Annotated in this window: 19 protein-coding genes; 8 read left to right on the top strand and 11 right to left on the bottom strand. The window is 54.4% G+C overall.

Features of this window, described 5'->3' with window-relative positions; all coding sequences use genetic code 11:
• Positions 1 to 17: 17 nt before the first annotated feature.
• The 5 genes from cysZ to crr all read left to right on the top strand — a co-directional run bounded on the left by cysZ (position 18) and on the right by crr (position 4,858).
• On the top strand, positions 18 to 779 hold the full coding sequence (gene cysZ / locus ACR6JA_RS10790) for a sulfate transporter CysZ (RefSeq protein ID WP_213716757.1): 762 nt from the start codon (positions 18 to 20) through the stop codon (positions 777 to 779).
• A 159-nt stretch (positions 780 to 938) separates the two neighbouring features.
• The gene (gene cysK / locus ACR6JA_RS10785; RefSeq protein ID WP_008459590.1) at positions 939 to 1,910 is read left to right on the top strand and encodes a cysteine synthase A; all 972 of its coding nucleotides are present in this window, start codon (positions 939 to 941) and stop codon (positions 1,908 to 1,910) included.
• Positions 1,911 to 2,281: 371 nt separating this feature from the next.
• A complete protein-coding gene (ptsH, locus tag ACR6JA_RS10780) occupies positions 2,282 to 2,539 on the top strand; it encodes a phosphocarrier protein Hpr (RefSeq protein ID WP_002913505.1) in 258 nt (85 codons plus the stop codon).
• A 44-nt stretch (positions 2,540 to 2,583) separates the two neighbouring features.
• A complete protein-coding gene (gene ptsI / locus ACR6JA_RS10775) occupies positions 2,584 to 4,311 on the top strand; it encodes a phosphoenolpyruvate-protein phosphotransferase PtsI (RefSeq protein ID WP_045783391.1) in 1,728 nt (575 codons plus the stop codon).
• Positions 4,312 to 4,354: 43 nt separating this feature from the next.
• Entirely contained in the window at positions 4,355 to 4,858 is a 504-nt protein-coding gene (gene crr, locus ACR6JA_RS10770; RefSeq protein ID WP_008459580.1) for a PTS glucose transporter subunit IIA, read from the top strand.
• Between the two features lie 52 nt (positions 4,859 to 4,910).
• Here crr and pdxK read toward each other — a convergent pair whose 3' ends face one another.
• On the bottom strand, positions 4,911 to 5,762 hold the full coding sequence (gene pdxK, locus ACR6JA_RS10765; RefSeq protein WP_494492735.1) for a pyridoxine/pyridoxal/pyridoxamine kinase: 852 nt from the start codon (positions 5,760 to 5,762) through the stop codon (positions 4,911 to 4,913).
• A 447-nt stretch (positions 5,763 to 6,209) separates the two neighbouring features.
• Here pdxK and ACR6JA_RS10760 point away from each other — a divergent pair, with 447 nt between their 5' ends.
• Entirely contained in the window at positions 6,210 to 7,421 is a 1,212-nt protein-coding gene (locus tag ACR6JA_RS10760) for an oxalate decarboxylase family bicupin (RefSeq protein WP_039305338.1), read from the top strand.
• Between the two features lie 52 nt (positions 7,422 to 7,473).
• Here the strand turns inward: ACR6JA_RS10760 and cysM are convergent, their stop codons facing one another.
• From cysM to ACR6JA_RS10715, 9 genes are all read right to left on the bottom strand, one after another.
• Positions 7,474 to 8,385 (bottom strand): cysteine synthase CysM, encoded by a 912-nt coding sequence (gene cysM / locus ACR6JA_RS10755; RefSeq protein WP_213716753.1) that lies wholly within the window; start codon positions 8,383 to 8,385, stop codon positions 7,474 to 7,476.
• Between the two features lie 70 nt (positions 8,386 to 8,455).
• A complete protein-coding gene (gene cysA, locus ACR6JA_RS10750; protein WP_494492734.1) occupies positions 8,456 to 9,541 on the bottom strand; it encodes a sulfate/thiosulfate ABC transporter ATP-binding protein CysA in 1,086 nt (361 codons plus the stop codon).
• On the bottom strand, positions 9,531 to 10,406 hold the full coding sequence (gene cysW / locus ACR6JA_RS10745; RefSeq protein ID WP_213716750.1) for a sulfate/thiosulfate ABC transporter permease CysW: 876 nt from the start codon (positions 10,404 to 10,406) through the stop codon (positions 9,531 to 9,533). Before cysW ends, cysA begins: the two co-directional genes overlap by 11 nt.
• Positions 10,406 to 11,239, bottom strand: coding sequence for a sulfate/thiosulfate ABC transporter permease CysT (gene cysT, locus ACR6JA_RS10740; RefSeq protein WP_008459572.1), 834 nt, complete (start codon positions 11,237 to 11,239; stop codon positions 10,406 to 10,408). The genes cysW and cysT overlap by 1 nt, the downstream gene beginning before the upstream one ends.
• On the bottom strand, positions 11,239 to 12,255 hold the full coding sequence (locus tag ACR6JA_RS10735) for a sulfate ABC transporter substrate-binding protein (RefSeq protein WP_494492733.1): 1,017 nt from the start codon (positions 12,253 to 12,255) through the stop codon (positions 11,239 to 11,241). Before ACR6JA_RS10735 ends, cysT begins: the two co-directional genes overlap by 1 nt.
• A 157-nt stretch (positions 12,256 to 12,412) precedes the next feature.
• Positions 12,413 to 13,312: a Dyp-type peroxidase gene (locus ACR6JA_RS10730; RefSeq protein ID WP_494492732.1), complete on the bottom strand. Its 900-nt coding sequence runs from the start codon at positions 13,310 to 13,312 to the stop codon at positions 12,413 to 12,415.
• Between the two features lie 130 nt (positions 13,313 to 13,442).
• A complete protein-coding gene (locus ACR6JA_RS10725; RefSeq protein WP_494492731.1) occupies positions 13,443 to 14,018 on the bottom strand; it encodes an RpoE-regulated lipoprotein in 576 nt (191 codons plus the stop codon).
• Positions 14,019 to 14,067: 49 nt separating this feature from the next.
• Positions 14,068 to 14,520, bottom strand: coding sequence for a DUF2919 domain-containing protein (locus ACR6JA_RS10720; RefSeq protein WP_213716740.1), 453 nt, complete (start codon positions 14,518 to 14,520; stop codon positions 14,068 to 14,070).
• A gap of 20 nt (positions 14,521 to 14,540) precedes the next feature.
• Positions 14,541 to 14,966: a GNAT family acetyltransferase gene (locus tag ACR6JA_RS10715; protein ID WP_008459564.1), complete on the bottom strand. Its 426-nt coding sequence runs from the start codon at positions 14,964 to 14,966 to the stop codon at positions 14,541 to 14,543.
• 216 nt (positions 14,967 to 15,182) lie between these two features.
• On the opposite strand from ACR6JA_RS10715, the gene amiA reads away from it, so the two are divergent.
• Positions 15,183 to 16,055, top strand: a complete 873-nt coding sequence (gene amiA, locus ACR6JA_RS10710) for an N-acetylmuramoyl-L-alanine amidase AmiA (protein ID WP_008459562.1) — start codon at positions 15,183 to 15,185, stop codon at positions 16,053 to 16,055.
• A 5-nt stretch (positions 16,056 to 16,060) separates the two neighbouring features.
• The gene (gene hemF, locus ACR6JA_RS10705) at positions 16,061 to 16,966 is read left to right on the top strand and encodes an oxygen-dependent coproporphyrinogen oxidase (protein WP_494492730.1); all 906 of its coding nucleotides are present in this window, start codon (positions 16,061 to 16,063) and stop codon (positions 16,964 to 16,966) included.
• A gap of 63 nt (positions 16,967 to 17,029) precedes the next feature.
• Here hemF and maeB read toward each other — a convergent pair whose 3' ends face one another.
• Positions 17,030 to 19,309, bottom strand: coding sequence for an NADP-dependent oxaloacetate-decarboxylating malate dehydrogenase (gene maeB, locus ACR6JA_RS10700; RefSeq protein WP_008459558.1), 2,280 nt, complete (start codon positions 19,307 to 19,309; stop codon positions 17,030 to 17,032).
• Positions 19,310 to 19,431: the final 122 nt, after the last annotated feature.

Genomic DNA, 19,431 nt, shown 5'->3' with positions numbered 1-19,431 from the left:
AGGAGTCTGCTCAGATTATGGTTTCATCTTCCGGAACCCCGCCGCGCAGTGGCGTGTATTATTTTTCCCAGGGCTGGAAACTGGTCCGCGAACCCGGCATCAAGCGTTTCGTCGTGCTGCCGCTGTTGGTCAATATCATCTTGCTTGGTGGCGCTTTTTGGTGGTTATTCACGCGTCTTGATGTCTGGATCCCGTCGATGATGAGCCACGTGCCAGACTGGCTACAATGGCTAAGTTACGTCCTCTGGCCACTGGTAACGCTCTCGGTGTTATTGGTGTTTGGTTACTTCTTTTCGACAATCGCAAACTTGATTGCCGCGCCGTTTAGCGGCCTGCTGGCAGAGCAGCTTGAAGCTCGCCTTACGGGCGCAACGCCGCCGGATACGGGCGTGCTCGATATAATGAAAGATCTGCCACGCATCATGAAGCGTGAATGGCAAAAGCTAGCCTGGTATCTGCCGCGCGCGCTAGTCCTGCTTCTGCTCTACTTTATTCCCGGCATTGGCCAAACCGTCGCCCCGGTCTTGTGGTTCTTATTCAGCGCATGGATGTTGGCGATTCAATACTGCGACTACCCTTTTGATAACCATAAAGTGCCGTTCAAACAGATGCGAGTGGCGCTTCGCGAGCAAAAGGTCGTCAACATGCAGTTTGGCGCGCTGGTGAGCCTGTTCACGCTGATCCCGGTTCTGAACCTGTTTATCATGCCGGTTGCCGTCTGCGGTGCGACGGCCATGTGGGTGGACTGCTATCGGGCAAAACACGCCATGTGGAAATAATGCTCTCAGGAAGGGAAGCGGCTTATGCCATGGCTTATTCCATGTTGCATTGGCTTATTTCCCTTCCACATATAGATATGCTATTTCCTTACTTCCGCATATTTCCTGAGCGGGTATGCTGGACCGGTATCCCAAAATTCAGACAGTTAAGGACGAGCCATGAGCAAAATTTATGAAGACAACTCCCTGACAATCGGCCACACGCCGCTGGTTCGCCTGAACCGTATCGGCAACGGGCGCATTCTGGCTAAGGTGGAGTCCCGTAACCCAAGCTTTAGCGTCAAATGCCGTATTGGTGCCAACATGATTTGGGATGCCGAAAAACGCGGCGTGCTGAAGCCTGGCGTGGAGTTAGTCGAACCTACCAGTGGCAACACCGGTATCGCTCTGGCCTATGTCGCGGCAGCGCGCGGCTACAAGCTGACGCTGACCATGCCGGAAACCATGAGCATCGAACGCCGTAAGCTGTTAAAAGCGCTTGGTGCAAACCTGGTGCTGACCGAAGGCGCTAAAGGCATGAAAGGTGCCATCCAGAAAGCCGAAGAAATCGTCGCCAGCGACCCGGCTAAATACTTACTGCTTCAGCAGTTCAGCAACCCGGCAAACCCGGAAATTCACGAAAAAACCACCGGCCCGGAAATCTGGGAAGATACCGATGGTGAAGTGGATGTGTTTATCGCTGGCGTCGGTACCGGCGGTACGCTGACGGGCGTCAGCCGCTACATCAAAAATACCAAAGGCAAAACCTCGCTTATTAGCGTGGCGGTAGAACCAACGGATTCTCCGGTAATTACTCAAGCGCTGGCGGGTGAAGAACTGAAGCCTGGTCCGCATAAAATTCAGGGTATCGGGGCCGGTTTTATCCCTGGTAACCTCGATCTGAAGCTTATCGACAAAGTGGTCACTATCAGCAACGACGACGCCATTGCGACCGCTCGCCGCCTGATGGATGAAGAAGGTATTCTTGCGGGTATCTCTTCCGGTGCCGCCGTGGCCGCCGCACTGAAACTCCAGGAAGACGAAGCCTTTACCAATAAGAATATTGTGGTTATCCTTCCGTCCTCCGGGGAGCGCTATTTGAGTACTGCTTTGTTTGCCGATCTGTTCACTGAGAAAGAACTGCAACAGTAATGCCAGTATTTGATACATGCTTAAAAAAGCACCCGTGAGGGTGCTTTTTTGTGGCCTACATCAAACTTTCACCCTCATCGGCATTGCGCTTACCCCCGCAGGTCTGGTATTTAACCAGCAATTATTTTGATGCGCGAAATTAATCAAGCTGTGAGATGCGCCTGCTGAATCGATTTAACGATTTGGTGCCTATCTGGTTTTCACGGCATAATGATGAAGAATCAGTGAAACGCTGTTGGCGTTTTTTTCACGATTCCCATGCATCCAGTGCCTCGTTCCTTTGACGATGGCGCTAACGATACAGGCTAAAGTGTGGCCGCCAGGCTAGACTTTAGTTCCACAACACTAAACCTATAAGTTGGGGAAATACAATGTTCCAGCAAGAAGTAACTATTACCGCTCCGAACGGTCTGCATACCCGCCCTGCTGCTCAGTTTGTTAAAGAAGCTAAAGGCTTCACTTCCGAAATCACTGTGACTTCCAACGGCAAAAGCGCCAGCGCTAAGAGCCTGTTCAAACTGCAAACTCTGGGCCTGACTCAGGGTACCGTAGTGACTCTCTCCGCCGAAGGTGAAGATGAGCAGAAAGCCGTTGAGCATTTAGTAAAACTGATGGCTGAACTCGAGTAAGTTCTGGGTTCTTCGTAAATATCAGTCACAAGTAAGGTAGGGTTATGATTTCAGGCATTTTAGCATCCCCGGGTATCGCTTTCGGCAAAGCACTTTTGCTGAAAGAAGATGAAATTGTCATCGACCGGAAGAAAATTTCTGCCGACAAAGTTGAGCAGGAAGTTGAACGTTTCCTCAGCGGGCGCGCCAAAGCATCCGAGCAGTTAGAAGCGATCAAAATTAAAGCTGGCGAGACCTTCGGTGAAGAAAAGGAAGCTATCTTCGAAGGCCACATTATGTTGCTGGAAGACGAAGAGCTCGAGCAGGAAATCATAGCCCTTATCAAAGACAAACTGGTCACGGCGGACGCTGCGGCGTACGAAGTGATTGAAGGCCAGGCAACGGCTCTGGAAGAGCTGGATGACGAATACCTGAAAGAACGTGCGGCTGACGTACGTGACATCGGTAAGCGTCTGCTGCAGAACATTCTCGGCCTGAACATTATCGATTTAAGCGCAATTAAGGATGAAGTTATCCTGGTTGCCAAAGATCTGACGCCGTCTGAAACCGCACAGCTGAACCTGAAAAAGGTGCTGGGTTTCATCACCGACATCGGCGGCCGTACCTCCCACACCTCCATCATGGCGCGTTCCCTTGAGCTGCCAGCGATTGTGGGCACCGGTAGCGTCACCTCTGACGTGAAAAACGACGACTATCTGATCCTCGACGCGGTTAACAACAAAGTTTACGTTAACCCAACCAACGAGCAGATCGAAGAGCTGCGCGCCGTTCAACAGCAGGTTGCCTCTGAGAAAGCAGAGCTGGCTAAGCTGAAAGACCTGCCAGCCATCACCCTCGACGGCCACCAGGTCGAAGTGTGTGCCAACATTGGTACCGTGCGTGACATCGACGGTGCTGAGCGTAACGGCGCTGAAGGTGTGGGTCTGTATCGTACCGAATTCCTGTTCATGGACCGTGACTCACTGCCAACCGAAGAAGAGCAGTTTGCCGCATACAAAGCCGTGGCTGAAGCCTGTGGCTCTCAGGCGGTTATCGTCCGTACCATGGACATCGGCGGCGACAAAGAGCTGCCGTACATGAACTTCCCTAAAGAAGAGAACCCGTTCCTGGGCTGGCGTGCCATTCGTATCGCCATGGATCGCAAAGAGATCCTGCGTGACCAGGTTCGCGCTATCCTGCGCGCCTCTGCTTTTGGCAAGCTGCGCATTATGTTCCCGATGATCATCTCTGTTGAAGAAGTGCGTGCCCTGAGAAAAGAGATTGAGATCTTCAAGCAGGAACTGCGTGACGAAGGCAAAGCATTCGATGAATCTATCGAAATCGGCGTGATGGTCGAAACCCCTGCGGCCGCGACGATTGCTCGTCATCTGGCCAAAGAAGTGGACTTCTTCAGCATCGGCACCAACGATTTAACTCAGTACACCCTGGCAGTTGACCGCGGTAATGATATGATTTCACATCTTTACCAGCCGATGTCGCCGTCCGTACTGACTCTGATTAAGCAAGTTATTGATGCTTCTCATGCAGAAGGTAAATGGACCGGGATGTGTGGTGAGCTTGCGGGCGACGAACGTGCTACACTTCTGTTGCTTGGGATGGGCCTGGACGAATTCAGTATGAGCGCCATTTCTATCCCACGTATCAAGAAGATTATTCGTAACACGAACTTCGAAGATGCGAAAGTGTTAGCAGAGCAGGCTCTTGCTCAACCGACAACGGACGAGTTAATGACGCTGGTTAACAAGTTCATTGAAGAAAAAACAATCTGCTAATTCACGAGATGCTGCCCAAATTACTGCTTAGGAGAGAAGGCTAATGGGGTTATTTAGTAAACTGTTCGGTGACAAAGGCAATAGCGACACCGGAACCATTGAGATCGTTGCTCCACTGTCTGGCGAAATCGTTAACATTGAAGACGTGCCGGACGTCGTGTTTGCTGAAAAAATCGTTGGTGATGGGATCGCTATCAAACCAACCGGCAACAAAATGGTTGCTCCGGTTGACGGCACCATCGGTAAAATCTTTGAAACCAACCATGCCTTCTCTATCGAATCCGATAGCGGCATTGAGCTGTTTGTTCACTTTGGTATCGACACCGTTGAGCTGAAAGGCGAAGGCTTTAAGCGCATCGCTGAAGAAGGCCAGCGCGTGAAGAAAGGCGACGTGGTTATTGAGTTCGACCTGCCGCTGCTGGAAGAGAAAGCCAAGTCTACCCTGACACCGGTTGTTATCTCCAACATGGACGAAATCAAAGAGCTGATCAAACTGACAGGTAGCGTGACCGTGGGCGAAACCCCGGTTATCCGCATCAAGAAGTAAGATTCATGCAGAGAAAAAGGCACCCTGGGGTGCCTTTTTTATTGGCTGCAATTCAGCGAGGAAGAATCAGTTCATCTGAGCGCTGCGCCTGAGTCCAGGTCATCACTTCAAACACCCGATGCGCGGCTTCTCCTGCGGCCACCGCCACCTGCTTGCCTGCAAGTATTCGGCTTATCAGCTCGGCGCAGAACAAATCCCCGGTGCCTTTCAGGTCGGTCGCCACCCGCGCGTGGCTGGTCACATCGGCTTCATCTGCGGTCACCGTCACCACGGAAATAGTATCCGCGCAGTTCCCCGGCGCGCTGGTTATTACCACCCAGCGCAGCGTTTCAGAGAGAAGACTTCTGGCCGCCATCACCGCCTGCTCCAGCGTATCGCAGGGCATTCCGGTCAGAATATGCAGTTCAAAGAGATTAGGCGTGATCCCCTGCGCATGTGGCAACAGCGCCGTGCGATAAGCTTCAGGAATACCCGCCTTGACGTAAACACCGCTGTCGGTGTCCCCCATTACCGGGTCGACAAGTATCAACAGCTCAGGATGGCTTGTGCGTCTTTGACGCAGCCACTCCGCCAGCAGATGGATTTGCTCCGCACTGCCCATGTAACCCGTCGTCACGGCCTTCACTTCGCGCAACGCATCCCGTTCTTCGAGCGCTCGCAGATAGCCGCTAAACCAGTCCGCCGGGATCACGCCGCCATAAAACGTATCGTAATGCGGCGTGTTGCTGAATAACACCGTTGGCACCGCCATCACCCGCCAGCCATGCTGCTGGATCGCCGGAACCGCGATACTGTTCCCGACGCTGCCGTAAACGACCTGAGATTGCACCGCCACAATATCGGCCTGCAGCGCCCGGCCTGCATCGTGAAACAGTACAGACTGTATATCGTTATCCTGACTCATATTTTCCCCTTGCCCGCCAGACAGCTAAGGTCTGAATTGCGAAGCGGCCATTATAGCCAGACCCGGGCGGTACAACCATGCTTAGAGCGCTCTCTTTATTCCGGCAAGAGCAGAGATACAGCTACCATCCTTCAGATTTATCGAATTAACGACAAAAGTAATATTTTCTTTCAGCCGTTACACCTTGAAGATATATCACCTGAATGATGAAAAAAACATTATTACCGATTAGTGCTGGATACATGAAAATCAATAACCAACACTTAAATATTACATCAACGAAATATCCATTGCGTCATAAGAATATATCTTCACCACCCTCTATTTACATTGTCGACTCATGCCTGCCTTACAATTTCACAAGGTCAAATTCCATAAGTTCACCTATAACAAAAGTTCCCTCCGGAGAATAAACCTCACTCTGCATGAATATAAGGAAGCTATTATATGAAAGATATATCCAGAAGAAGCTTCATGGCCTTTGCCGCAGGCGGTACCGTCGTATTAGCCGCCGGGCAGGCCCATGCCCACGATGACAAAGTAAAATCCTACCCGGCAAGCGTGCGCGATCCGGGCCCTCACGACCCCATCCGGGAAGCTGAAAACCCTGACATTGTTAACCCGCCCGCTACCGACAGCGGCACGTTGCCGAACCTGCGCTACTCCTTCAGCGATGCCCATGTCAGAAAAGGCACCGGCGGCTGGACCCGACAAGTCACCAAGCGGGAGCTGGGGATTTCAACCACCATCGCCGGGGTGGATATGCGCCTTAATGCCGGAGGCATCCGCGAACTTCACTGGCACAAAGAGGGTGAATGGGCCTACATGACCTACGGCAATGCGCGGGTAACGGCCTTCGATGCAAAAGGAGGTTGGTTTGTGGATGATATCGGCGTCGGTGATTTATGGTATTTCCCGCCGGGCATTCCTCATTCCATTCAGGGTATCGGGCCAGACGGCTGTGAATTTCTTTTGGCCTTCGACGACGGCGGATTTGATGAAGACAGTACGTTCCTGTTATCCGACTGGTTTAAACATATCCCTCCGGAGATATTAGCAAAAAACTTCCAGGTGCCCGTTTCTACATTTTCTAAACTGCCTTCACCTGCTGATGAATATATTTTCGCGGGTACAGTGCCCGGTAGCCTTGCCTCAGACAGTATTAATGGCGCAGCTAAATCAGAGATTAATTTCACCCACCATATGCTGGCTCAGGATCCGATCAAAGCCCCTGGCGGCACCGTCAGAATAACGGATTCATCTAATTTCCCGGTGTCGAAGACTATTGCGGCAGCACTGGTGGAAATAGAGCCCGGCGGGCTGAGAGAACTTCACTGGCACCCAAATAACGATGAATGGCAGTACTATCTTGAAGGGGAAGGCAGAATGGGCGTTTTCGCCTCTTCGGGCCAGGCCAGAACCTTTGATTACCGCGCCGGGGATGTCGGCTACGTTCCCTTTGCGATGGGGCATTATATCGAGAATACCGGCACCACAACCCTGCGTTTCCTGGAACTGTTTAAAAGCGACTATTACGCGGATATTTCGCTTAACCAGTGGCTTGCCAGCACGCCGCCTGAGCTGGTGAAACAGCATTTACAGCTTGATGATACCTTTATGAAGGCGTTGAACCTGCACAAAAACCCGGTTGTGAAGTAAGCCTGCTCTCAGGAAAAGATCGCCTCAGGCGACCTTTTCCTGGCTTACAGCGTCAGATGCCTGCGCCCTGAACGTAGCTCTCTTCCCCGAACACGCCGGTAGAAAGATAGCGATCTCCTCTGTCGCAAATAATAGCGACCACTACGGCCCCCGGATTGGCTTTGGCTACGCGCAACGCACCCGCCACTGCACCGCCGGAACTTACGCCGCAGAAAATCCCTTCTTCCATCGCCAGGCGGCGCATCGTCTGCTCGGCTTCGGTCTGCGCCATGTCGATGACTTCATCCACCAGTGTTGGGTTGAAAATTTTCGGCAACCACTCTTCTGGCCAGCGGCGGATCCCCGGGATGCTGCTGCCTTCTTCCGGCTGCAGCCCGACAATTCTCACCGGCTTGCTTTGCTCGCGCATATAACGACTCACGCCGGTAATCGTGCCCGTCGTGCCCATGCTGGAGACAAAATGCGTGATTCGCCCTTCGGTTTGCCGCCAGATCTCCGGCCCGGTCGTCGTGTAATGCGCCAGCGGGTTATCCGGGTTATTAAACTGATCGAGGATCTTGCCTTCGCCACGGTCAGCCATTTGCTGAGCCAGCTCACGCGCGCCTTCCATGCCCTGAGCTTTACTGACCAGAATCAGCTCCGCGCCGTAAGCCTGCATTGCCGCTTTGCGCTCCATGCTCATGTTGTCCGGCATCAGCAGCTTAATACGGTAGCCTTTGAGCGCAGAGATCATCGCCAGCGCAATGCCGGTATTGCCGCTGGTTGCCTCAATCAGCGTATCGCCGGGTTGTATTTCCCCTCGCTTTTCCGCCTGAACAATCATCGACAGCGCCGCGCGATCTTTAACCGAACCTGCCGGGTTATTCCCTTCGAGTTTGACCCAAATTTCGCTACCGTTCGTCAGCCCGCTGCGCTGCAGCCGGACCAGAGGAGTATTGCCAATAGTGCTTTCTAAAGTGATCACTTGCCTGCCCGCAATAAATGAAAAAGCGGCCTCGGTGGGCCGCTAGTGCGTGTCCTGTCGGGGTAAATTATCAGGCGGACTGCGCCAGGTCTACACCCTGAATACGGTTAGCACCTTCATACACGCGCGCGTTTTGTAATCCCACAAACAGACGCTCACCGCGCTGCGGAATTTGCTGTTCCTTCAGAACCACCGTCAGCGGTTCGTCATACCAGCCCAGCGGCTGCACAACCAGCTGCATGTAATGCCCGCGCGGGCTGACTTCCAGCACCTGCACCGGCAGAGGTGAATCTAGATTCGTACGGCGGCTGACGTCCACTTCCCACGGACGCAGGAACAAATCAACATCCCCCTGATGGGCCGGAGTGAACCCCAGCGGCCAACGATGCGCGCCGACGTGGAACTGGCTCCCACGGATCACGCCTTTCAGGCGGTTAACCTCGCCGAGGAACTCCAGCACGAAGCGGGTCGCGGGCTCACGCCAGACCTGCTCAGGCGTATCGACCTGCTCGATATTGCCCTGGCTCATCACCACCACGCGGTCGGCAACTTCCATCGCTTCTTCCTGATCGTGCGTCACAAACACGCTGGTGAACTTTAACTCTTCGTGCAGCTCACGCAGCCAGCGACGCAGCTCTTTACGAACCTGTGCGTCCAGAGCGCCAAACGGTTCATCCAGCAGCAGGATTTGCGGCTCCACCGCCAGCGCACGCGCCAGGGCAACACGCTGCTTCTGCCCGCCGGACAACTGCGCCGGGTAGCGGTCGGCCAGATGGGAAAGCTGCACCATTTCCAGCAGTTTCGTCACTTTCTGTTTGATCGCAGAGGCGGAAGGCCGTTCACGACGCGGCAGCACCGTTAAGCCAAAGGCGATATTGTCGAATACCGACATATGGCGGAACAGCGCATAGTGCTGAAACACAAAGCCGACTTTGCGATCGCGGGCATGCATCCGGCTTACATCGGTACCGTGGAAGCTGATGCGACCGCTGTTCTGGTGCTCCAGCCCGGCAATAATACGCAGCAGCGTAGTTTTACCAGAACCGGACGGACCAAGCAGCGCCACCATCTGACCAGAAGGGATATCCAGCGAGATATCGTTCAGCACCTGGGTGCGTCCAAATGACTTCTTAATATTGGCAATATCAATGCTCATGATTTTCCTCCTGCTTCAGGCGTTTTTCCTGATTATTCAGACGCCACTGCACTGCACTCTTTAAGAACAAGGTCAGGACTGCCATCAGGGTCAACAACGCCGCGGCGGTAAACGAACCAACGGTGTTGTAATCCTGCTGCAGTAACTCAATCTGTAACGGCAACGAGAACGTCTCGCCGCGAATCGAACCGGACACCACCGACACCGCGCCAAATTCGCCGATGGCACGAGCGTTGGTCAGCACCACGCCATAAAGCAGCGCCCAGCGAATATTGGGCAGCGTCACGCGGCGGAACATCTGCCAGCCGGAAGCACCCAGTAAAATCGCGGCTTCATCTTCCTGGCTGCCCTGGCTTAGCATCACCGGCACCAGCTCACGCACCACAAACGGGCAGGTCACGAAGATAGTCACCAGCACCATGCCCGGCCAGGCAAACATGATTTGCAGGTTGTGGGCATCCAGGAACCCCGCCAGCGGGCCGTTAGAACCATAAAACAGCAGGTAAACCAGGCCTGCAACCACCGGGGAAACGGCAAACGGGATATCCAGCAGCGTCAGCAACAATTGGCGACCAGGGAAGTTAAAACGCGTCACCAGCCAGGCCAACAGCGTGCCGAACACCAGGTTTACCGGCACGGTAATCAGGGCAATCATCACCGTCAGCCAGATGGCGTGCAGCATGTCCGGGTTGGCGATATTTTGCAGCGCGGGCATCAGCCCTTTGGAAAAGGCTTCTACAAAAATAGACGCGACCGGCACCACCAGAATCAGGAAAGAAACCAGCACGCCGATGGCGATCAGCGCCCATTTTCCCCAGTTAATGCGGGAGCGGTTATAGTTTTTCAAAGCAGTGACGTCCGTCATCAGTGACCTACCACGCGTCGACCAAAGCGACTCTGCAACGTGTTAATGGTGAACAGCAGCAGCAGCGACGCCGCCAGAATCACTGACGCAATGGCGCTGGCCGCCGGGTAATCAAACTCCTGCAGGCGCACGAAGATCATCAGCGAGGTGACTTCCGTCTTCCAGGCGATGTTTCCGGCGATAAAGATAACCGCGCCAAATTCCCCCAGGCTGCGGGTGAAGGAAAGCGCTACGCCCGCCATCAGTGCCGGAGAAAGCTCCGGCAGCACTACGCGGCGGAAACTCTGCCAGCGAGTAGCGCCGAGCGTTTCAGCGGCTTCCTCGTATTCTGGCCCCAACTCTTCCAGCACGGGCTGAACGGTGCGCACCACAAACGGAATGCTGGTAAACGCCATCGCGACGGCAATACCCAGCCAGGTGTAAGTCACCTTAATGCCAAACTGCGCCAGCCACTCGCCGTACCAGCCGTTGACAGAAAACAGCCCGGCGAGGGTTAAGCCCGCCACCGCGGTGGGCAGCGCAAAGGGTAAATCCATCAGCGCATCTAGCAGGCTGCGCCCCGGAAACTGATAACGTGTCAGGATCCACGCCATTAACAGACCGAACACGCCGTTAAACACGGAAGCCAGCGCGGCGGAAAGCAGCGTGACTTTATAGGCGGCCACCACCTGCGGGTTGGTAATCACGTCCCAGTACTGGGAGAACGACATTTGCGCCAGCTGCATCACCAGCGCGCTCAGCGGCAGCAGCAGGATCAGGCAAACAAACAGCAGGCTGGTGCCGAGGCTAAGCGTAAACCCCGGCAATACGCGTTTTGAACGGCTGGCAAACATTAACTACGCCCCGCCGCTAACAGCTTGTCCAGCTCCCCGCCGGTAGCAAAATGCGTTTTCATCACTTCCGGCCAGCCGCCGAACGCATCTTCCACGCGGAACAGCTCGGTATGCGGGAATTTATCTTTCAGCTTATCCATTACCTGCGGGTTATTCACGCGGTAGTAGTAATCGGTAATGATGGTCTGCGCCTGAGGGCTATAGAGATAGTTCAGGTAGGCTTTGGCCGCTTTTTCCGTGCCGTTGGCCTTCACGTTTTTATCCACCCAGGCAACCGGGAACTCGGCCAGGATGTTGACCTTCGGCACTACGACTTCATAACCGTCTTTAGCGTACTGGTTGCGGATGTTATTCACTTCTGATTCAAAAGAGATCAACACGTCGCCCAGCCCACGCTCGACAAAGGAGGTTGTCGCCCCGCGGCCGCCGGTATCGAACACTTCGACGTTTTTCAGGAATTGCGTCATGAACTGCTCGGTTTTGGCTTTATTGCCGCCGTCAGCTTTGTCTGCCGCACCCCAGGCTGCAAGATAGGTATAACGAGCGTTACCAGAAGTTTTCGGATTCGGGAAAATGAGCTTCACGTCCGGGCGCACAAGATCGCTCCAGTCGTGGATGTTCTTCGGGTTGCCCTTGCGCACCAGGAAAGCCATGGTGGAGTAGAAAGGCGAGCTGTTGTTCCCCAGACGGCTCTGCCAGTCCGCCGGGATCAGGTTGCCTTTGTCGTGCAGGATCTGCACATCGGTCACCTGGTTATAAGTTACAACGTCAGCTTTTAAGCCCTGCAAAATGGCCAGCGCCTGTTTTGATGACCCGGCATGAGATTGTTTTATCGTCAGCTTGTCGCCGTTATTCTCCTGCGCCCACTGTTTTTCAAACGGCGGGTTAAGCGCGGCAAACAGCTCACGGGACACATCATAAGAGCTATTCAGCAGCTCTGTTGCATGGGCAGAGCCTGCCAGCAGCAAAGAGACAGCGAGCGCGTTCCATACTTTTTTAACTGACCTGATTGCCATGCTTCGCCCTTATAAATGTGATGAATGCCATAAAGTCATGACAGTCAGTGTATTTATAACGAGCGATAAAGCTGTAACGCTTTTATATACCGTTTGGCGATTTACAAGAAGAAAGGGATATAAGAAAACGGCGTAGCAAACGCTACGCCGGAGGGGATTACAGGCTCAGTAATTTATCGAGCGACGGCGCGAAGTAGTAACCGCCGGTGACCGGCTTAGTGAAGCGCAGCATACCGTCACGCTTCCCGTCAGCGTCGCCAAACATGCTCAACAGCTGCTGTTCAATGTTATGCAAACGCGCGCAATAGGCGATGAAATAGAGACCGTGCACGCCGCTGGCGGTGCCGTAAGGCAGGCTCTGACGCACAATTTTCAGTCCCTTGCCGTCTTCTTTCAGATCGACCCGGCTCAGGTGAGAAGTGGCTGGCCGCGCGTCGCCGTCTATCTCTTCGTTTTCCTGTTTGGTACGGCCGAAGATCATCTCCTGGTCGTGCACGCTCAGGCGGTTAAGCTGCTTGAGGTTGTGTTCCCAGCGCTGAACCAGCACATAGCTGCCCCCGGCATCCACACCTTCGTTGATCACCGCCACCTGACGACGATTCTCTTCGCCCTGCGGATTTTCGGTCCCGTCAACGAAGCCGCTGAGATCGCGCTCTTCTACCCAGCGGAAACCGTGAATCTCTTCTTCAATTTTCAGCGCATCGCCAAACGCGGCCAGCGCGGCCTGAGCCACGGAGAAGTTCACGTCATGGCGCAGAGAAAGAATGTGGATCATCACATCGTGCTGGGTTGCGGGCGCCAGGCCTTTGCCTAATGGCGTAAAGTTTTTCAGCTCTGCGGCACCTTCGCCTTTGCTGAGGTCGCGCCACAGATCGTGCCCGAAACCAACGGTGGCTCCCAGCATCGCGTCAGGAAATTTTTCCTGGAAAGCGTTCAACGCTTCAATAAAGGCTTTGCACCCTGCGCTCAGCGCGCTGAAGTCGCCCTGCACAGAAGCTTCCAGCCAAACCGCGGCACGACAATGTTCCGGCAGAATGCCGCTTTGAACCCGAGACATGATTCCTCCTGAAAAAAATGCCACCAAAGGTGGCACATAACTATGATGACTCCGAACGGAGGCATTTATCGGGCTATTCTAACCTGATTTATTCACGCCGACTTGCGACGGCGCAAACCCGGCGCAAATTTTATCGACGCCAGATAATTTTGTTAAGCGTCCATTTCTTCAGCGTATCGTCCGACGGCATTAATCCTTCCGGCCCGTGCCACTCGCCCGTAAACAGATAGCTGATGTGCTGGCTGTTCGGTGCCTGGCAGAGAACGCCTGCAGCATCGTCGCCGCTACCTTTTTCGCAGACCCCAAACGCTTTCTGATACAGATCGCTAAAAGGCGTGCCAATTTTCACGCCGCTAGCGGTTTTGATGTCATTATCCATCACATCTACGCGGCTCACGGTACCTTTTTCGCCGTTCACCACCAGCTTAACGTCTTTGTCCTTCATCGCCTCAAAGTAGCGCACGATGGTGCCGTTTTCAGTTCTCATGCCGCTGCGCAGACGATAATTGTCATTCAACCCCTCGCTCACGGCCTTCTCATCCATCGCGGTGGCTGAAGTCAGTTTCCCCACGCCCTGCTCGCTCACCTCAACGGAAGAGCCAAACCAGTTCCACGGATAAGCCGCAGACCAGTTAACGGAGGACAGCGTGGAACACCCGCTCAGAACCAGCGGCAGGCCTAGCATCATTAGGCGCAGAGATTTCATTGATCATTCCTTTTCAAAAAATGGTAACGGCCTTTGGAGTACGGGGATGTCAAAAAGTGCCGCTTAACTCGTTTTTCAGGGCAAAGTAATCCCGCAGCCGGCGGTTAGTCAGCAGCCACCAAAGCGCGAACAGATCGATAATCAGCAGAACAAGGGTGGTACCGGTCAGCGTTTCATCCCCGACCAGCAGCGCCAGTTGCCACGCCAGCAGCCCAACCTGGGCGGCAATCAATATCCAGCGAAACGCCCGCCAGAACCGGGGCCAAAGGTGGCGACGTCCGCTGAGCAAAAAGGCCAGCGCAGCCGGAATACCGGGGATCAGCCCCAGCCAGAAGTTATCGCGATCGGGATAAAACAGGCCCAGCAGCGCATCGCCCTGCTGACGAGAAGCCCCCGCCAGCACCAGCAAAACCCAGGTGCGGGCCTGTAACAACAACACCGCCCAGAACAGCAGCGGTGCTTTTAAGTTGCCCTGTGAATCATAATCAGCAGGCAAATACATGGCATGAACACATTTGAAAATTAATATTCCTGATCTTCTATCAGCCGTTTGCCGAGCAAAATGGTGTCCTGATGCTCGTAATCGAGCTTTTCATAAAGGCCGATAACCAGATCGTTCTCTTCGCGCACCATGATGTGGATCTTCGGGCAACCGCGGGCAATCAGCTTCTTTTCCAGACGGTTCAGCAAGGCGTTAGCAATGCCACGGCCCCGAAACTCCGGGTGCACGCCCAGGTAATAGGCTGAACCCCGATGGCCGTCATACCCGCCCATCAACGAACCGACGATCTCGCCGCCCACCTCAGCGACTAAAAACAGGTCCGCATCGTGATGCAGCTTACGTTCAATGTCCATTTCCGGGTCATTCCATGGGCGCAGTAAATCGCAGCGCTCCCAAAGGGTAATGACCTCTTCGAAATCTTCCTGGCGAAAAACGCGAATTTCCATGGTATTAGCCACCTTAAGCCGTAAAAGATTGATTATGGCGTTAACCGTCCGTTAAGCCAATAACTGCCGCAAAAGCGCGAAAAAAATGGCATAATCTTCGACCAGTCATGAAATGAAACGAATGGATATACATTTCTGACGCCAGAGTGTCGTTTGCATGAAGCCGATACGTTATAACTTCCCATCTGGACTCCATAAGATAAATAATTCATCCGCATGAGCAAAATTAAATCGCTAACGCAACTTACGACGCGCCGCCAGGTCCTGCTCACGGGTTTAGCAGCGTTGACGCTAACCGGTATGAACCAAGCGCTGGCAAAGGAAGAAGCCAAATCGCTGAAAACCACCAATTCCCACAGTAAAGTGGCCAAAAAGTCCGGGGCAAAACGCATTGTTATGCTTGACCCGGGCCACGGTGGGATTGATACCGGCGCCATCGGCCACAACGGCTCGAAAGAAAAACACGTGGTGCTGGCCATTGCCAAAAACGTGCGCAGCATCCTGCGTAGCAACGGCATCGATGCCAGGCTGACTCGCACCACGGACGAATTTATTCCGCTGTACGATCGCGTTGAAATCGCCCACCAGCACGGCGCAGATCTGTTTATGTCGATCCACGCGGATGGCTTCACCAGTCCAACCGCCGCAGGTGCCTCCGTATTCGCCCTGTCTAACCGAGGCGCAAGTAGCGCCATGGCGAAATATCTTTCAGACAGAGAGAACGCCGCGGATGACGTAGCGGGCAGCAAAGTGAAAGACAAAGATCACTACCTGCAGCAGGTGCTGTTTGATCTGGTGCAGACCGACACGATTAAAAACAGCCTGACGCTCGGTTCGCATATTCTGAAACAGATAAAGCCGGTGCATAAGCTGCACAGCCGTAACACGGAACAGGCAGCCTTCGTGGTCCTGAAGTCGCCGTCCATTCCGTCCGTTCTGGTTGAAACGTCGTTTATCACCAACCCGGGCGAAGAAAAGCTGCTCGGCACCACCGCCTTCCGCCAGAAGATTGCCACCGCCATTGCCTCCGGTGTAATGAGCTATTTCAACTGGTTTGATAACCATAAAGTCCACGGTAAGAAGCGTTAATTTTTATGACTGAGCCCGATATCCACGCCGTAAAACAGTTCCTGCTCTCCCTGCAGGATACGATTTGCCAGCAGCTTTCAGCCCTTGATGGCGCCGTCTTCCAGGAAGACAACTGGCAGCGAGAAGGCGGAGGCGGCGGGCGCAGTCGAGTTTTGCGCAGCGGCGCGGTGTTCGAACAGGCTGGCGTGAACTTTTCTCACGTTCACGGCGACGCCATGCCGGCGTCGGCCACGGCCCACCGCCCGGAACTGGCGGGCAGAAGTTTTCAGGCCATGGGCGTTTCGCTGGTGGTACACCCGAACAACCCTTATGTGCCGACCAGCCACGCCAACGTGCGCTTCTTTATTGCCGAAAAACCTGGCGCCGATCCGGTCTGGTGGTTTGGCGGCGGCTTCGACTTAACGCCTTACTACGGCTTCGAAGAAGATGCGGTGCACTGGCACCGCACGGCGCGTGACCTGTGCCAGCCGTTTGGTGACGACGTTTTCCCGCGTTATAAAAAGTGGTGCGATGACTACTTCTTTATCAGACACCGCAACGAGCAGCGCGGCATCGGCGGGCTGTTCTTCGACGATCTGAACAAGCCAGACTTTGACTACGGCTTCCGCTTTATTCAGGCCGTCGGACAGGGATTCTTGGATGCTTATCTGCCGATTGTTGAACGCCGCAAGGATCATCCCTTCGGCGAGCGCGAGCGGGACTTCCAGCTGTACCGCCGTGGGCGTTATGTAGAGTTTAATCTGGTGTGGGATCGCGGCACGCTGTTTGGCCTGCAAACCGGCGGGCGAACCGAGTCGATTTTAATGTCGATGCCGCCGCTGGTGCGCTGGGAGTATGACTACCAGCCAGAAGAAGGCAGCCCGGAGGCTGCCCTGTATCGTGATTTCCTGCCAGTGAAGGAGTGGGTGTAGCTTTCACTTTCCCCCCTCACCCTAACCCCGCATGAGAGAGGGCCGGGGTGAGGGGGAGTTCAATCACAGCGGTGCGGTTTGCGCCTCCACAACCGCCAGCGCCACCATATTCACAATGCGGCGCACCGAAGCAATCGGCGTCAACACGTGAACCGGCTTCGCCACGCCCATCAGGACCGGACCAACGGTCACCCCTTCAGAACTCGACACGCGCAGCAGGTTGTAGCTAATACGCGCCGCCTCAACGTTCGGCATGATCAGGATGTTGGCAGAGCCTTTCAGCGGGCTGTCTGGCATACGCTCATGGCGAATACTTTCAACCAGCGCGGCGTCTCCGTGCATCTCCCCGTCAATTTCCAGGTCAGGCGCACGCTCGCGCACCAGATCCAGCGTTTTGCGCATTTTGCAGGCGGCTTTGCTGTTGGAAGAACCGTAGTTGGAGTGGGAAAGCAGCGCAACTTTCGGCTCAATGCCGAATCGGCGCACCGTTTCCGCCGCCAGCAGCGTGATTTCAGTCAGTTCTTCCGGCGTAGGGTCATCGTTCACATAGGTATCCGCGATAAAGGTGTTGCCGCTCGGCAGCAGCAGCGCGTTCATCGCCCCGGCGGCCTTCACGCCTTCGCGGTAGCCAAACAGCTTCTCTACCACGTCAAAGTGCTCGTGATATTCGCCGATTGTCCCGCAAATCAGCGCATCCGCTTCACCACGATGCACCATGATCGCCCCGATCACAGTAGTGTTGCTGATCACCGCCCGCTGCGCCTGCTCCTGAGTGATCCCACGGCGCTTCATGATGTTGTAGTACTCGTGCCAGTACTCTTTGAAACGCGGATCGGATTCGTTATTCACGATCTCAAAATCTTTGCCCGGCTGAATTTGCAGGCCCAGCTTTTTGATACGCATTTCGATAACGCTTGGACGACCAATAAGTATAGGCTTCGCCAGCCCCAAAGTGATCAGCTCCTGTGTGGCATGCAGCACGCGCGCTTCTTCCCCTTCGCTTAACACCACGCGCTTCGGCTCTTTGCGCGCCTGAGAGAAGATCGGCTTCATAAACAGGTTGGTTTTGTAGACAAACTCTTCCAGCTTCTCGCTGTAAGCATTGAAATCTTGAATCGGGCGCGTGGCAACGCCGGAGTCCATCGCTGCTTTGGCTACCGCAGGGGCAATTTTCACGATCAGGCGCGGGTCAAATGGCTTAGGAATAATGTATTCCGGGCCGAACGTCAGTTCCTGCTCGCCGTAGGCAGAGGCCACCACATCGCTTTGTTCAGCGTGAGCCAGCTCGGCTATCGCATGCACCGCAGCCAGCTTCATCTCTTCGTTAATTGCCGTGGCGCCCACGTCCAGTGCGCCACGGAAGATGAACGGGAAGCACAGCACGTTGTTCACCTGGTTCGGGTAGTCCGAACGGCCGGTACAGATAATGGCTTCCGGACGCACTTCTTTCGCCAGCGGCGGCAGAATTTCAGGCTCAGGGTTAGCCAGCGCCAGAATCAGCGGCGCTTTGCCCATTTTCTTCACCATTTCCTGGGTCAGCACTTTCGGGCCGGAGCAGCCAAGGAAGATGTCCGCGCCTTCAATCACGTCGTCCAGCGTCCGCTTACCGCTGTCTTCTACGGCATAGGCGGCTTTGGTTTCGGCCATGTTCTCTTCGCGGCCTTTATAAATAACGCCCTTCGAGTCGCAAACCACGATGTTGTGTTTTTGCATTCCCAGCGCGACCAGCAGGTTCATACAGGCGATTGCCGAAGCCCCCGCGCCGGAAACCACCAGCCGTACATCGGTAATGTTCTTTTCAACCACGCGCAGGCCGTTCAGCACCGCGGCGGTACAAATAATCGCGGTGCCGTGCTGGTCGTCGTGGAACACCGGAATGTTCATGCGCTCGCGCAGCTTCTGCTCTATGTAGAAACACTCCGGTGCCTTGATATCTTCCAGGTTAATGCCGCCGAAAGTGGGTTCCAGCGCGGCCACCACGTCGATAAGCTTGTCCGGATCCATCTCATCAATTTCGATGTCGAAGACGTCGATACCGGCGAATTTTTTAAACAGGACGCCCTTACCTTCCATGACCGGCTTGCCTGCCAGCGCGCCGATATTGCCTAGCCCGAGCACCGCGGTACCGTTAGAAACCACGCCCACAAGGTTGCCGCGCGCGGTGTATTTGTAGGCGGCGAGCGGGTCCTTTTCAATTTCAAGGCAAGGTGCCGCTACGCCCGGCGAATACGCCAGCGCCAGGTCACGCTGGGTAGCAAGGGGTTTGGTCGGAGAAACCTGGATTTTCCCCGGAATTGGAAACTCATGGAAATCGAGGGCACTTTGCTTCAGTTGTTCATCCATTGCATCGTTCCTTTTTGGGTCTTCTTTATTGTTACGTCAGCCGCCTAGTATCACGCGGGCACGTTTCGCAAACTTTGAAGGTAGCCATACTATTAAGATTAGGCGTGATTATTGTTAGCTAA

The organism is Cedecea sp. B1(4) (assembly GCF_059414925.1).
This window is presented reverse-complemented; position numbering and strand designations above follow the sequence as displayed.